Raw genomic sequence first — 14839 nt, 5'->3', positions numbered from 1 at the left:
CGGCAGTCCTCGCAGGTGCCGCGAGGTCCCGCCGCCGGCGCCCCCGTCCGCTCAGTGGCCGTGCGGACCCCCGTGCCCTCCTCCTGCGGCGGGCACCCGGCCGCGCGGGACGAGGACCAGCGCGATGAGGGCGGCGCCCGCCGCCGCCCCCGCGCAGGCCGCATAGGCGTGGGCGTAGCCGGCCGGCACGCCGTGCTCGATTCCGCTCGCCGCGATGGTGGAGACGACGGCGACACCGATCGAACCACCCACCTCGTGGAAGGTGTTGAGGGCGCCTGAGGCCAGCCCCGACTCGTGGGCGGGCACCAGCGCGAGCCCGATGGTGAACGCGGTGACGAAGACCGCGCCGATTCCGAACGCCGCCACCGAGAGCGACGGCACGACGGTGGACCAGACCCCGGTGCCCGCGTTCGTCCGGGCCAGCGGGATCAGCCCGGCGGCCGTGACGGCCATCCCGGCCGCGGCCACCGACCGGGCGCCCACAGCGCCCAGGAGGCGCCCGGCGAGGTGCGCCCCGGCGGCGGTCGCGACGGCGACCGGCAGGAACGCCAGGCCGGTGCCGAGCGCGCTGTATCCGCGGTCGCGCTGGAGATGCACCGAGCTGAGGAAGAACGCCGCGATGAGCAGTCCGGTCGCGACCAGGATCAGGAACGCGCCGGCCACCACCGGCCGGCGGGTGAGCAGCCGCACGTCGATGAGCGGCGCCCTCGACGCCCGCTCGGTGAGGGCGAAGGCCGCGTAGAGGACGACGGCGAGGCCGAGCGGGACCAGCGCCCCCGCCGAGGCCCATCCCCCGTCGCCGGCCGCGACCAGGCCCTTGATGAGCGCCGCGGTGCCGCCGGTGACGAGGACGGCGCCAGGCAGATCGAGGCGGGCGGGCCGCGGAGGCACGGCCGCGACCAGGGACGGCAGCAGGGCCAGTACCAGCACGCCCACCGGGACGTTGACGTAGAAGATCCAGTTCCAGCCGGGGCCGCTGGTCAGCAGCCCGCCGAGCAGCACTCCCGCGGCCGAGCCGGCGCCGCCGATGGCGGCCCAGACCCCGAGCGCGCGCTGCCGCTGCGGTCCCTCGAAGGTCGAGGTGACCAGGGACAGGGCGGACGGGGACAGCAGGGCGGCGCCCACACCCTGGGCGACGCGGGCGGTCAGCAGGGTGCCGGCGCTGCCGGCGAGTCCCGCGGTCAGCGACGCGCCGGTGAAGAGCACGAGGCCGGCGACGAAGGTGCGGCGCGCGCCGAGGGCGTCCGCCAGGCGCCCGCCGAGCAGCATCAGGCCGCCGAAGGCCAGCGTGTAGGAGGTGACGACCCAGGTCAGGGCGGTGCGGCCGAGGTGCAGGTCGGCGCCGATGTCGGGCAGCGCCACGTTCACCACGGTCACGTCCAGGACCAGCATGAACTGGGCCAGGCAGAGCACGGTGAGCGCGGCCCAGCGGTACCGGCCGGGCGGCCTGTCGCGTTGCGGTACGGGGCTCGTGCTGAGCGTGGAGTCGGTCATAACTGAACTGTACGGCACAGTACAGATGAACTCAACGGTTCAGTTCAGGTCGGTTGACTAGACTGCCGCACGTGAACGACGACACCGCACCCGCCGGCGAGCGGCACGTCCCCGCCGGCCCCAGGGCCGAGCGCAAGCGCGAGGCGATCCTGGCCGCGGCCCGCACCCGGTTCCTGCGGGACGGCTTCGACGCGAGCGTGGACCAGATCGCGGCCGAGGCCGGCGTCTCGAAGGTGACCGTCTACAACCACTTCGGCACCAAGCAGTCGCTGTTCGTCGAGGTCATCAAGGGGGCTCTGGACGCACCGCTGGGCGACACCCTGGCCGGCGCCATGGAACGGCTGGCCGAGAGCGACGATCTGCGCGCCGCCTTCACCGAGGCCGCCCACGCCTGGGTGCGCGAGATCCGCTCGAACCCCGACGTGCTGGCGCTGCGCACCCTGATCGCCCGCGAGGCGCACCGCGTGCCCGAACTGGAGCAGGCCTGGCGGCGTGGCGGACCCGAACTGCACCATCCCGAGGCGCGCGACGCGCTGGAGAAGCTGACGGCGACCGGGCGCCTCGCCATCCCCGACCCGGAGGTGGCGATCATCCAGCTGTACTCGCTGCTGGTCTTCCCGCACCTGGTGTTCCACGCCTACGGCACCGCGGTGGACGACGCGTTCGCCGACCGGCTGATCGTGGACGGCGTCGACATGTTCCTGTCGTACTACAGCCCGCCGGCCGGCTGATCCGGCACGGCGGGCGAACGGCCCCGGCGGTGCCCACGGTTGGGGCCCGGGTTCAGCGGGGCTTGCGGGCCTCGAACAGGGTCCGCGTCGAGTAGGTCACGAACGCCCCCTCGGACTCGATGAGTTCGTGCATGGCGTGCAGGCGCTCGCGGTACTCGGCCACGGTGAAGCCCGGAACCATCCAGATCACCTTGCGCAGGAAGTACACCACCGCGCCGATGTCCAGGAACTCCGTCCGCAGGGACTCGGTCCGCAGGTCCGCGATCTCCAGGCCGGCGGCCTCGGCACCGGCCCGCTCGTGGTCGGGGTGGCGGGCGTTCCTCGCCGCGCCCGGCTGCGGGCCGAGGAAGTACTCGACGATCTCCACGCAACTGGCCGGGCCGACGTGCTGGGCGAAGTACGTGCCCCCGGGCCGCAGCACCCGGGCGATCTCGTCCCACCACACCGTCACCGGGTGGCGGCTGCTCACCAGGTCGAACGCCTCGTCGCCGAACGGCAGCGGCGGCTCGTCCGGATCCGCGACCACCACGGCGCCCCTGGGGTGCAGCAGCCGCGTCGCCTTGGCCAGGTTCGGCGGCCAGGACTCGGTGGCCGCCATCAGCGGCGGCAGCGCGGGCACCCCGGCGAGCACCTCGCCGCCGCCGGTCTGCACGTCCAGCGCCGCGGACACGCCCGCGAGCCGCTCCCCCAGCGAGCGCTGGTAGCCCCAGGAAGGCCGCTGCTCGGACGCGCGGCCGTCCAGCCAGGAGAAGTCCCAGCCGTCCACCGACACGGAGTCCGCCTCGGCCACGAGTTCGTCGAAGGATCGCGTCATGATCACAGCCTGGCAGGCACGACGCGCCCCGCGCCAGAGATTTTCACCGGCTCCCCGCACCGTCGAGAGGCCCGGGACGGAACGCACGCGGGCCCGGCGGACGGGGGTCGCACCCCCGCCGGCCGGGCCGGCGCTCTCAGCGGTCCGGTCAGCTCGCGGTGCAGGTCAGGGTCGGGACCGCGCCCGAACCCGTGCCCTGGAACCCGAAGCTGGTGCTCGCCGAGGCCCCGAGGGACCCGTTGTACGAGGCGTTGGCGGCGGTCACCGACGCGCCCGACTGCGTGACGGTGGCGTTCCACGCGTTGGTGATCTTCTGGCCGCCCGGGTACGTCCAGCCGACCGTCCAGCCGTGGATCGGCGAACCACCGCTGGTCACGGTCACGTTCGCGGTGAATCCACTGCCCCAGTCGTTGCTCACCGCGTACGTGGCCGAACACCCTCCACCGGGCGGCGGGTTGCCACCGCCGGAGGCCGTGGTGGCGGTGACGGCCGGCGAGGCCGCCGAGACGTTGCCCGCCGCGTCGTGCGCCTTGACCGTGTAGGCGTAGGCCGTCGAGGCGCTCAGGCCGGTGTCGGTGAAGGACGTACCGGTGACCGATCCGGCCAACTGGCCGCCCCGGTACACGTCATAGCCGGTGACGCCGACGTTGTCCGTGGACGGCGCCCATGCCAGGGAGACCGAGGACGCGGTCGTGCCGGAGACCGTCGGCGTGCCGGGCACCGACGGCGCCTGCGTGTCGCCGCCCGTGTTCCCGCCGCCCGTCGAGGCGCTGAACGAGAAGCTGTTGGTGCCCAGCCCCTGACCGCCCTGCCAGACCTCGAACCCGGCCTCGGCGTCGATCAGGTAGTGCGCGGTGTTCACCGACCCGCGGCCCACCGCGTCGTCGATGAGCGCCTTCACGTCGAGCCCGTTGACCGAGGTGGCGCCACCCTGCAGGACGTAGGAGATGATCTTCCAGGAGGTCTGGTTACCGGTCCAGACATCCCAGTTGTGCCCGGCCGCCGACGAGGTGCCCGTCTTGCCGCCGAACGGCTGCACTCCGCCACGGCTGTTGAGCCAGATCATGATCTCGGTGCCGTCCGGCTGGCCGGTCGTCGTCGGCGTGGAGTTGATCCACAGGTCGTACGCCACGTCGTAGGCCCCAGAACCGACCTGAGTGGTGCTCCAGGAGCTGGTGGCGCTGCCCAACCGGCTGATCTGGATGGGCAGTCCGCTGTTCGGGGTACAGGCGCCCCAGTGGCAACCCTTGTAGATCGACGGGTACGTGGCCGGCGCGCCGCTCGTCGGCAGGCCGAAGTTCGCCGTGTCCAGCGACCACGCGGTGGCTCCGTTGTACGTGACGCACTGCTGGGCCGTGGAGTTCCACTCGTTCGCCTGGATCGTGTAGTCCCCGGCGGAGATGGTGCCCTGCGGGTCGCAGGTGGTCGTGGCCGCGTGCGCGGACTGCGTCGCCGTGAGCGGCAGCAGCAGCGCGGCCACCGCGGTCAGCACCGCGGCGGCCGGGCGGAGCCTCGGGCGCGGCAGGCGGGGGCGGGCGAGAAGGCGTTTCACTGCGGTGGTCCCTTCACCGTGCGTGTGGGGGGATGGGCCGGTTCACGGGAGCGAATGGGAGCGCTCCCACTCGACGCCGCAACACATGAAGCCAGTACGCCCACGCGCCGTCAAGGGTCCGCGTCGCCTTCATGACCTGAACACAGCCCAGCAGAGGCCGAGTTGGGCTGTCACGCGGTCCGCGGACCAGGCAAAAGACCGTGACGAGGCAGCCGGGCCGCGGACACCGCGTCCTGCCCGGCCCGACGCTGGCGGCCTGTCGTCGAGGCTCGAACGCTCCCGCCCGCGGGACACCCCACCGCCCACCCGAGCACGCCAAGGGATGAACCGGACGCGCGGGCTCCGGGCCCGAACCCACCTCCCCCGCGAGCCCCGGGGGGCCCGGGACTTCACCGCGTCGGCCTCAGTTGTCGGCGATGGCCTCGAACGCCGCGGACAGGGTCTCGCTCTCGTCGTCCGGGACCCAGCGGTCGATCGCCGAGACCAGGTCACGCCGCTCGTGGAACAGGTACTGGTACGCCTGCGCCAGCGCACCGTCGACCGTCAGCACGTGCGTGTCCGAGGGATGCCGTCCCACCAGCGCGCGGTCGAGGATCCCCTGGATCAGGTCGCCCTCCTGCCGGTCCCGCTCCACGACGTTCTCCGGCGCCCCGTGACGCAGCAGCACCTTGCGGACGGTGGCCTCCTTCGCCGCGTTGTGCCGGGCGAAGGCGTCGGCGAGCGGACGAAGATCCTCCGGCTGGTTGGCCTCGCGCATCCGCACGTCCTCGACCATCGCCAGCAGCACGCCGCCTGACGTGGCCAGGCTCGCGCCCAGGCCCGTCGGCACCTTCCGCGCGTCGCGCGCGGCCTGGGCCACGCCGACCTCGGTGGCGCCGCCCCGCCGCGGCGGTGCGGGCGTGCCGCCCGACGCGGGACCGCCGCCGTCGGGAGCGCGTCCCGACCGGCCCCGGTGCGGCCAGTGGAACCTGCCGTGGCGGGAACTGCCGGGCTCGGCCGTGTCCGGCGGCGCGGTCGCCTCGGGGAACGCGGCGGTGCGGTCGGGGCCCGGTCCCCCGCCGGACTTTCTGGGGTCGCTCGCTTCGCTCATGCCACCCGCTCCTCTCCTCGCTGGGGTCCTGGGTCCTGAGCCGTCACGGCCGCTCGCCGGCGTCGGGCGGGCGCCCCACCGGCTCGGCCTCGGTCATCCACGGATCGTCCTCGTCGGGCACCTCGTGCACCGCCGCCTCCTCCGCGGACGCGGCCCCTCCGTCGATCCCGATGTCGTCGCCGTACAGGCCGTCCTGCCGCGCGTGCGCGCCCTCGTCCGGCGCGACCAGCCGCCCCGACCTGCGATCGCCGGTCTCCCCGTCCAGCAGTTCGCCGTCGGTGTCACTGGCGTCACCGAGCCCGTCCCCGGGCCACGGCGCCGGATCGGGCGACTCGCGCCGCAGCCGCCGGTCCAGCGACTCGCCGGTACGCTGCTCTCCCGCGGTGGTGCCGGTGTCCTCGACGACCAGCGGGCGGTCGGGCGGCGAGTAGCCCTCGTCGAGCGCGTCGTCCAGACCGCGGTCCAGCAGAGTGTCCTCCGGTTCGAGCGGCCCCGCGTCCTCGCGGATCTCGCTGCCGTCCGGCTGGTAGACGTCGTCTCCCATGCCGCCTCCCTCACCGGGGTACGTCATGCTCGTACACCCGCTTCGTTCGGTATCGCCCGGTCATCGGTGGCTACGGACATCTCGTCCTCTTCCGTCGCGGAACGCGCCCACCTCCATCATGCGCGCTTTGTCACTATCCGCGCCTGTTTGCACCCCTCTCGGGGCTCCGCCATCCGCACCGACGGGGTGCCGCCGGGGCTTGCTCCGGCCGCCTGCCGCGCCGTCGCGGCTTGTCGCGTTGGGGGCACCTCCCGGCCGAAGGCTGGGGGACCCCGCGCCCCCTGCGGCATCCGGGGTGCCCGGCGCTGCGCGCTGCCGTCTGCCGGTCTCGTCGTGGCTTGTCGCGCAGTTCCCCGCGCCCCCTGCGGGGCTCGTCCAGCCCCCTGAGCGCCGTCGCCGTCGCACGGTTCGCGGTGGTTGCTCGCGCAGTTCCCCGCGCCCCTGGCGGTGCACGTCGGGGGTGGGATCAGGGGCCACTCCGGGAGTGTCTCCTCGAGCTTTGCATGGCGGCTTTTTCCGAAGAGGCGGGCCGGGGCCTTGCAAAGCTCTGCGGGGACACACCCGGATCGTCCCCTTCCGGCCCGTCCCCGTCTGCGGGAGGACATTGGCCGTGCCCCATTTCCCCCGCCGCACGGTGGATCAGCGGGAGGGGGTGGGGAGGAAGTGCTCCCCGCAGAGAAATGTGCGCGGCCCCCGGGTGCCGATACGTACGAACCCGTATGCACATTTCCGAGGAGACGCTTCCGGAGCGCCCCCGACCCCACGAACAAAGGGCACGCACACCAGGGGCGCGAGGAACTGCGCGAACAACCACGACGAGACCGGCAGACGGCAACGCACCGCAAGCGGCAGGACGAGCCCCACAGGGGCGCGGGGAACTGCGCCACAAGCCACGACGAGACCCGCAGACGGCAGCGCGCAGCGCGGGGCACCCCGGAGCCCGAACACACCACCGGCCGGTGGATGACGAGCAAGCCCCGGGTGCAACCCGCCGGCTGCAAAGGTGGGACCGGGGACCCCTGAGTGGAACGGATACCGCCGATCGGGCGGAGCGCAACAACTCCGCGGGGGAAGAAGGGTGCGCGCGGGAAGGACTGGGGACGTGCCCCCCGACCCGAGGACGCGCGGCCAGGACGAACCCGCCGCCCACGACCGCCGCTGGCCGGCACTCGCCGTGTGCCTCGCGGCCGGCTTCATGACCTTGCTGGACGTCAGCATCGTGAACGTGGCCGTCCCGTCCATCAGGACGGGGCTGGACGCGTCGCAGAGCGGCCTGCAGTGGGTGCTGTCCGGCTACGCCCTGATGTGCGGCCTGCTGCTGGTGCCGGCCGGCCGCCTGGGGGACGTCCGCAGCCGCCGGGCGGTCTTCCTCACGGGGCTCGCGCTGTTCACCGCGATGAGCGCGCTCGCGGGCGCCGCGCAGAGCGAGGGTTGGCTGGTGGCCGCCCGCCTCGTGCAGGGCGTCGCCGGCGGCATCCTCGTGCCGCAGGTCTCCGGTTTCATCCAGCAGATGTTCCGCGGCTCCGAGCGCGGGCGCGCGTTCGGGTTGCTGGGGGCGACGATCGGGGTGTCGACGGCGGTGGGGCCGCTGCTGGGCGGCCTGCTGATCGAGGCCTTCGGGACGCAGGAGGGATGGCGGTGGGTGTTCTATGTCAACCTGCCGATCGGGCTGGCCGCGCTGCCGCTCGCGCACCGGCTGCTGCCCGGCCCGGAGCCCCGGCAGGGCGGCCGCGGGCGCAGCGATCTCGACCCGGTCGGTGTGGTGCTGCTCGGCACCGGCACCGCGGTCCTGCTGCTTCCGTTCATGGAGCAGGAGGAGTGGCACGGGCCGCAGAAGTGGCTGCTGATTCCGCTGGCGCTGCTGGTGCTCGCCGGCTTCACGGCCTGGGAACGGCACTACGCCAGGGAGCGTGACCCGCTGGTCGACCTGCGGTTGTTCCGGCAGCGTTCGTACGGGCTGGGGGTCCTGCTGTCCCTACTGTACTTCGCCGGATTCACCGCGGTGTTCTTCATCCTGACGCTGTACCTGCAGAACGGCCTGCACTACAGCGCCCTGCAGGCGGGCCTGTCGATCGTCCCGTTCGCGCTCGGCTCGGTCGCGACCGCGGCGGTCGGCGGGCGGATCGTGGGACGGTTCGGGCGGCCGCTGGTGGCGACCGGGCTGGCGACCGTCGTCGTGGGGCTGCTGGCGACCGCGCTGGCGGTGCACCTCGACACGGGCCGCTCGGCGGGGCTGGCGACCGCGGCGCCGCTGCTGCTCGCGGGCCTGGGCAGCGGGCTGGTCGTGGCGCCCAACCAGACGCTGACGCTGAGCGAGGTGCCGGTGGCCAGGGCCGGAAGCGCCGGCGGGGTGCTGCAGACGGCGCAGCGCATCGGCTCGGCGGCGGGGATCGCCGCCGTGGGCTCGGTGTTCTTCAACGGCGTCGGCACCGTGCGGCCGGACTGGGCGGGCGGGTTCCAGGTGGGCCTGCTGAGTGCGACCGCGCTGGCGGCGCTGGCCCTGGGAGTGGCGCTCACCGACATCGGCCGGGGCACCGGCGAGGCGGAGCCGGCGGGGACGCCGGTGCCGCAGGAGGGTGCGGGCGTCGGGCAGGGCTGAGGTGCATCCGGCCGTCAGCGCACGCCGCGGGGGCGGAACTGGATGCTGATCCGGCCGCCGACCGCGGCCCGGGTCTTGGGGATGGCGTGGTCCCAGGTCCGCTGGCAGGAGCCGCCCATGACGATCAGGTCGCCGTGGCCGAGGGGCTGGCGGAGGGTCGCGCCCCCGCCGAAGCGCGGTCGCAGCAGCAGCGGCCGCGGCTCGCCCAGGGAGAGGATCGCGACCATCGTGTCCTGGCTGTCGCCCCGCCCGATGCGGTCGCCGTGCCAGGCGACGCTGTCGCGGCCGTCGCGGTAGTAGCACAGGCCCGCGGTGACGAAGGGTTCGCCGAGTTCGCCGGCGTAGTGCGCGGAGAGCCTCGCGCGGGCCTCGTCGAGCACCGGGGCGGGCAGCGGGTCCTCGGCGTCGTAGTGGGCGAGCAGCCTGGGCACGTCCACCACGTTGTCGTACATGCGGCGGCGCTCGGCGCGCCAGGGGACGTGGTCGGCCAGGTCCTGGAAGAGGTCGTCGGCGCCGCTGAGCCAGCCGGGCAGCGTGTCGATCCAGGCTCCGCGGCTCAGGGGCGTGCGGCGCACCCCGGCGAGGTCGCCGAGGCCGATCTCCCCGGCGTCGAAGATGGACGCCTGCTGGTGGTGCATGCGTGCCAGAGTAACGCATCTTCGTACACCCATTCGATTGTGGATAACTTTCGACCCCGTCTTTCCGGAAGTGGTTGGATCAGGGCAGGGATGCACACGGGGGCGCGACGCGGTCCCACCGACCGATGGAGAGACGATGAGCAAGGCCCGGAAGGCGGACACGGACCAGCGGCCGGCGGCGTGGGAGGCCGACAGCCACGACGTCATCCGCGTGCACGGCGCGCGCGAGAACAACCTCAAGGACGTCAGCATCGAACTCCCCAAACGCCGGCTGACGGTGTTCACCGGCGTCTCGGGGTCGGGCAAGAGCTCTCTGGTGTTCGACACCATCGCCGCCGAGTCGCAGCGGCTGATCAACGAGACGTACAGCGCCTTCGTCCAGGGGTTCATGCCGACGCTGGCCAGGCCCGAGGTCGACGTGCTGGACGGGCTGACCACCGCCATCACCGTCGACCAGCGGCGGATGGGCGGTGATCCTCGCTCCACCGTCGGCACAGCCACCGACGCCAACGCGATGCTGCGCATCCTGTTCAGCCGGCTCGGCAGCCCGCACATCGGCCCGCCGAGCGCCTACGCGTTCAACGTCCCGTCGGTGAAGGCCAGCGGCGCCATCACCGTGGAGCGCGGGGACAAGAAGGCGGTCCGGGCGACCTTCAGCCGCACCGGCGGGATGTGCCCCCGTTGCGAGGGGCGCGGCACGGTCTCCGACGTCGACCTCAGCCAGTTCTACGACGCGTCCAGGTCGCTCAACGAGGACGCGATCACCGTCCCCGGCTACAAGGGCGGCGGCTGGAACTACCGCCTCTACACCGAGTCCGGCTTCTACGACCCGGACAAACCGATCAGCTCCTTCACCAAGAAGGAACTGCACGACTTCCTCTACCACGAGCCGCTCCGGATGAAGATCGCCGGGATCAACATGACCTACGAGGGTCTGATCCCGCGCATCCAGAAGTCGATGCTCTCCAAGGACCCGGAGGCCATGCAGCCGCACATCCGGGAGTTCGTGGAGCGTGCGGTCGCCTTCACCGCGTGCCCGGAGTGCGACGGGACCCGGCTCAGCGAGGGCGCCAGGTCGTCGAAGATCGACGGGATCAGCATCGCCGACGCCTGCGCCATGCAGATCAGCGATCTGTCCGCATGGGTGCGCGGCCTCGACGACTCCTCGGTCGCCCCGCTGCTCACCGCCCTGCAGCAGACCCTCGACTCCTTTGTGGAGATCGGCCTCGGCTATCTCTCCCTCGACCGGCCGGCGGGCACCCTGTCGGGCGGCGAGGCGCAGCGCACCAAGATGATCCGGCACCTGGGCTCCTCCCTCACCGACGTGACCTACGTCTTCGACGAGCCGACCATCGGCCTGCACCCGCACGACATCGAGCGGATGAACCGGCTGCTGCTGCAACTGCGGGACAAGGGCAACACGGTGCTCGTGGTCGAGCACAAGCCGGAGACCATCGCGATCGCCGACCACGTGGTGGACCTCGGTCCCGGCGCGGGGACCGCCGGCGGCGCGGTGTGCTTCGAGGGCACCGTCGAGGGGCTGCGCGCCGGCGGGACGCTCACCGGCCGGCACCTGGACGACCGTTCCTCCCTCAAGGCGTCGGTCCGGACCCCGAAGGGTGCCCTGGAGGTGCGGGGCGCGAGCACCAACAACCTCCAGGACGTCGACGTGGACATCCCGCTCGGCGTGCTGACGGTGCTCACGGGCGTGGCCGGCTCCGGCAAGAGCTCGCTCATCACGGGCTCGGTCTCCGGTCGCGACGGGGTGGTGACCGTCGACCAGACCCCGATCCGCGGCTCGCGGCGCAGCAACCCGGCCACCTACACCGGCCTGCTCGAACCGATCCGGAAGGCCTTCGCGAAGGCCAACGGGGTCAAGCCCGCACTGTTCAGCGCCAACTCCGAGGGCGCCTGCCCCAACTGCAACGGCGCGGGTGTGGTCTACACCGACCTCGGGATGATGGCCGGGGTCTCCACGACCTGTGAGGAGTGCGAGGGAAGGCGGTTCGACGCCTCGGTACTCGAGTACCACCTGGGCGGCCGGGACATCAGCGAGGTGCTGGCGATGCCCGTCGACGAGGCACGTGAGTTCTTCTCCGGCGGCGAGGCACACACGCCGGCGGCGCAGCGCGTCCTCGACCGGCTCGCCGACGTCGGCCTCGGCTACCTCACTCTCGGGCAGCCGCTCACCACGCTGTCCGGGGGCGAGCGGCAGCGCCTCAAGCTGGCGACCCACATGGGTGAGAAGGGCGGCGTGTACATCCTGGACGAGCCGACGACCGGCCTGCACCTCGCGGACGTCGAGCAGCTGCTGGCGCTGCTCGACCGGCTGGTCGACGCGGGCAAGTCGGTGATCGTCATCGAACACCACCAGGCGGTGATGGCGCACGCCGACTGGATAGTCGACCTGGGTCCGGGTGCGGGCCACGACGGCGGCCGCATCGTCTTCGAGGGCACCCCCGCCGACCTCGTCGCCGCCCGCTCCACGCTCACCGGCGAACACCTGGCGCAGTACGTCGGCGCCTGAGCCGCGGCCCGTCCCGTCCCCGGCCGTGTCGGGGGCGGGATCGGCCGGCGGGACGGAGGATGGGGGCATGCTCTTCGCCGAGGTCGCCCGGGTGTCAGGGGAGATCGCGCGGACGTCCGCGCGGTCACGCAAGACCGAGCTGCTCGCCGAGTTCTTCCGCGCGGCGGAGCCCGCCGACGTGCCCATCGCCATCGCGTACCTGGCCGGCCGGCTGCCGCAGGGCAGGCTCGGCGTGGGCTGGGCGGCCCTGCGCGACCGAGCCGCGCCCGCCGCCGAGGCCACCCTCACGGTGCGGGACGTGGACGCGGCGCTCACTGCGGTCAGCGAGGTGTCGGGCACCGGCGCCCAGGCGGGGCGCCGAGCGTTGCTGCAGGACCTGTTCGGCGCGGCCACCGAGCGCGAGCAGCAGTACCTGCTGGGCCTGGTCACCGGCGAGGTGCGCCAGGGAGCGCTGGACGCGGCCGCCGCGGAAGGGCTCGCCGCGGCGACCGAGGCTCCACCGGCGGCCGTGCGGCGGGCGGTGATGCTCACCGGGGCGCTGGAACCGGTGGCACAGGCGCTGCTGGCACGCGGGCCCGAAGCGCTTGAGGAGTTCGCCCTGACCGTGGGCCGGCCGCTGCTGCCGATGCTGGCCTCCAGCGCCAAGTCCGTCGAGGAGGCGGTCGCCAAGGCCGGGCCGTGCGCGGTGGAGGAGAAGCTCGACGGCATCCGGGTACAGGTGCACGGCGACCACGGCTCCGTCGGGATCTACACCCGCACCCTCGACGACGTCACCGAGCGGCTGCCGGAGATCGCCAGGACCGCCGCGAGCCTGGCCGCGGACCGCTTCATCCTCGACGGCGAGGTGCTGGCCTTCGACGAGGCAGGACGGCCGCGACCGTTCCAGGAGACCGCCGGCCGGGTCGGCTCCCGCGTGGACGTCGCGGCGGCCGCCGAGGCGATGCCGGTGCACGCCGTGTTCTTCGACGTCCTGTCGGTGGACGGCCGCGACCTGCTCGACCTTCCCTACACCGAGCGGCACGAGGCGCTGGAACGGCTGGTCCCCGAAGCACTACGGGTCCGGCGAGCGGTGGTGGCGGACCCCGGCGACGGGACGCAGGTGAGCGCGGCGGCGGAGTTCTTCCGGCACGCGCTGGAACGGGGGCACGAGGGCGTGGTGGTCAAGTCGTCGGACGCGCCGTACGCGGCGGGCCGGCGTGGCGCGTCGTGGCTCAAGGTGAAGCCGGTGCACACGCTCGACCTGGTCGTCCTCGCCGTGGAACGCGGTCACGGCCGCCGCACCGGCAAGCTCTCCAACCTCCACCTGGGGGCACGCGCGGAGGACGGCTCGTTCGTCATGCTCGGCAAGACGTTCAAGGGCCTCACCGACGCCATGCTGGACTGGCAGACCGAACGGCTGGGCGCCCTGGCGGTCGAGGACGACGGCTACACCGTGACGGTACGGCCGGAGATGGTCGTGGAGATCGCGTACGACGGCGTGCAGACGTCACCGCGCTACCCGGCCGGCCTCACCCTCCGTTTCGCGCGGGTGGTGCGCTACCGGGGGGACAAGTCCGCGGCCGAGGCCGACACGGTGGACGCGGTGCGGGCCGCGCACGGCGGCGGCTGAGCGACGGGTGCCGTCAGGTGGCCGCGGGCGACTCCAGCCGCAGCTTCACCTCTTCCTCCTGGTCCCCCGAGGCGGTCCCGATCACCCGCACGGAGAACGCCTCCGCGAGGCCTTCGCGCAACCGGTCGACGGCGTGGTAGCCGCCCTGTGCGGTGACCACGACGGGTTCGGTCAGCCGGCTCGGGCCGGGCAGACCCAAGGTGCGGGACACGTCGAACGTCGCCGACCAGACGATGGGCCGCCCGTTCTCCGCGTCCGACGGCTTGTCCTGCGGCTCGCGATCGGACGGGAAGCTGGCGTGCAGGGCGGCGAGCACGGCGTGCGCGTCCTCCTTGCAGCAGCTGTCGAGCGTGACGGCCACCTCGGCGGCGGTGCCGGCGGGGAGATCCTGCTGGGTGCTCACGACGGTTCCTTCCGGTTCGGGCCGGGCGCCGGTGCGGGCTCATCGGTTCCGGTCGTGCGGACGTATGGCTATGGTCAGCGCATTTCCGCACGGCGGCCGGAGAAACCCCGAGGTCACCCCGATGGCGGCGGGCCGTCCGGTCGATCCCTACCATCGGGGGTATGGCCCGTCGCTCCGCTCGCCCGTCCGTCCCCGCTGTGTGCCCGTGCGGGCTCGGCGCTCCCTACGCCGAGTGCTGCGGCGCGTTCCACGCGGGGCGCGCGGCCGCGCCGACCGCGGAGCGGCTCATGCGGTCCCGATACGCCGCGTTCGCCGTCGGGGACGGCGAGTACCTGCTGCGCACGTGGCACTCCTCGACGCGGCCGGCCGAGCTCCGACTCGACGACAGCCTCCGCTGGACCGGTCTCGACGTTCTCGCCACGTCGGGCGGCACAGCGTTCCACACCGCGGGGACGGTCGAGTTCGTCGCGCACTACCGCGGGGCCGGCGAAGCCGGCGAGCAGCGGGAGAACAGTCGCTTCGTCCGCGAGGACGGCGCGTGGGTCTACGTGGACGCCCTCCCCTAGCCCTCCCTCTGCGAGGCCCACACGCTGCTGTCCACCGGCCAACGGGGTGCCCCCGGGGCTTGTCGGGTTGGGCATCCGTCCTGCCCCTTGCGGTGCGTCGCCGTCGCACCGGCCGGTGGGTGGGTTCGGCCTACGGGGTGCCCCCGGGGCTTGTCGGCCGTCCACCGGCCGGTGGTGGGTTGTTCGCGCAGTTCCCCGCGCCCCCGGTGTGCGTGCCCTTTGTCCGTGGGGTCGGGGGCGCTCCGGAAGCGTCTCCTCGGAAATGTGCATAC

The 14839-nt window shown here is 73.1% G+C and carries 12 protein-coding genes; 5 read left to right on the top strand and 7 right to left on the bottom strand.

The genetic code is table 11. From position 1 onward, the window contains the following. Positions 1–51 precede the first annotated feature (51 nt). A complete protein-coding gene (locus tag BMW99_RS26915; protein ID WP_069464495.1) occupies positions 52–1494 on the bottom strand; it encodes a DHA2 family efflux MFS transporter permease subunit in 1443 nt (480 codons plus the stop codon). 71 nt (positions 1495–1565) lie between these two features. Between BMW99_RS26915 and BMW99_RS26910 the strand changes: the two genes are divergently transcribed. After that, positions 1566–2225, top strand: coding sequence for a TetR/AcrR family transcriptional regulator (locus BMW99_RS26910; RefSeq protein WP_069464496.1), 660 nt, complete (start codon positions 1566–1568; stop codon positions 2223–2225). A 52-nt stretch (positions 2226–2277) separates the two neighbouring features. On the opposite strand, the gene BMW99_RS26905 is transcribed toward BMW99_RS26910, so the two are convergent. From BMW99_RS26905 to BMW99_RS26890, 4 genes are all read right to left on the bottom strand, one after another. Next, positions 2278–3039, bottom strand: coding sequence for a class I SAM-dependent methyltransferase (locus tag BMW99_RS26905; protein ID WP_075017720.1), 762 nt, complete (start codon positions 3037–3039; stop codon positions 2278–2280). A 148-nt stretch (positions 3040–3187) separates the two neighbouring features. Further along, positions 3188–4591, bottom strand: coding sequence for a GH12 family glycosyl hydrolase domain-containing protein (locus BMW99_RS42715; RefSeq protein WP_322899827.1), 1404 nt, complete (start codon positions 4589–4591; stop codon positions 3188–3190). A gap of 403 nt (positions 4592–4994) precedes the next feature. Beyond that, entirely contained in the window at positions 4995–5681 is a 687-nt protein-coding gene (locus BMW99_RS26895) for a hypothetical protein (RefSeq protein ID WP_069466929.1), read from the bottom strand. A 43-nt stretch (positions 5682–5724) separates the two neighbouring features. Continuing rightward, entirely contained in the window at positions 5725–6225 is a 501-nt protein-coding gene (locus tag BMW99_RS26890) for a DUF5709 domain-containing protein (protein WP_245791635.1), read from the bottom strand. Between the two features lie 1102 nt (positions 6226–7327). Between BMW99_RS26890 and BMW99_RS26885 the strand changes: the two genes are divergently transcribed. Then, the gene (locus BMW99_RS26885; RefSeq protein WP_245791634.1) at positions 7328–8824 is read left to right on the top strand and encodes an MFS transporter; all 1497 of its coding nucleotides are present in this window, start codon (positions 7328–7330) and stop codon (positions 8822–8824) included. A gap of 14 nt (positions 8825–8838) precedes the next feature. Here the strand turns inward: BMW99_RS26885 and BMW99_RS26880 are convergent, their stop codons facing one another. Continuing rightward, a complete protein-coding gene (locus BMW99_RS26880; protein WP_069465188.1) occupies positions 8839–9462 on the bottom strand; it encodes an alpha-ketoglutarate-dependent dioxygenase AlkB in 624 nt (207 codons plus the stop codon). A 136-nt stretch (positions 9463–9598) separates the two neighbouring features. Between BMW99_RS26880 and BMW99_RS26875 the strand changes: the two genes are divergently transcribed. Next, entirely contained in the window at positions 9599–11989 is a 2391-nt protein-coding gene (locus BMW99_RS26875; protein ID WP_069465189.1) for an ATP-binding cassette domain-containing protein, read from the top strand. A 67-nt stretch (positions 11990–12056) separates the two neighbouring features. After that, the gene (locus BMW99_RS26870) at positions 12057–13598 is read left to right on the top strand and encodes an ATP-dependent DNA ligase (RefSeq protein ID WP_069465190.1); all 1542 of its coding nucleotides are present in this window, start codon (positions 12057–12059) and stop codon (positions 13596–13598) included. A gap of 13 nt (positions 13599–13611) precedes the next feature. Here BMW99_RS26870 and BMW99_RS26865 read toward each other — a convergent pair whose 3' ends face one another. Further along, entirely contained in the window at positions 13612–14001 is a 390-nt protein-coding gene (locus BMW99_RS26865; RefSeq protein ID WP_069465191.1) for a hypothetical protein, read from the bottom strand. A 161-nt stretch (positions 14002–14162) separates the two neighbouring features. On the opposite strand from BMW99_RS26865, the gene BMW99_RS26860 reads away from it, so the two are divergent. Beyond that, on the top strand, positions 14163–14567 hold the full coding sequence (locus tag BMW99_RS26860) for a YchJ family protein (protein ID WP_075017703.1): 405 nt from the start codon (positions 14163–14165) through the stop codon (positions 14565–14567). The last annotated feature ends 272 nt before the right edge of the window (positions 14568–14839 follow it).

The organism is Actinacidiphila rubida (genome assembly GCF_900110255.1).
In the GTDB taxonomy this organism is placed as follows: domain Bacteria; phylum Actinomycetota; class Actinomycetes; order Streptomycetales; family Streptomycetaceae; genus Actinacidiphila; species Actinacidiphila rubida.
This window is presented reverse-complemented; position numbering and strand designations above follow the sequence as displayed.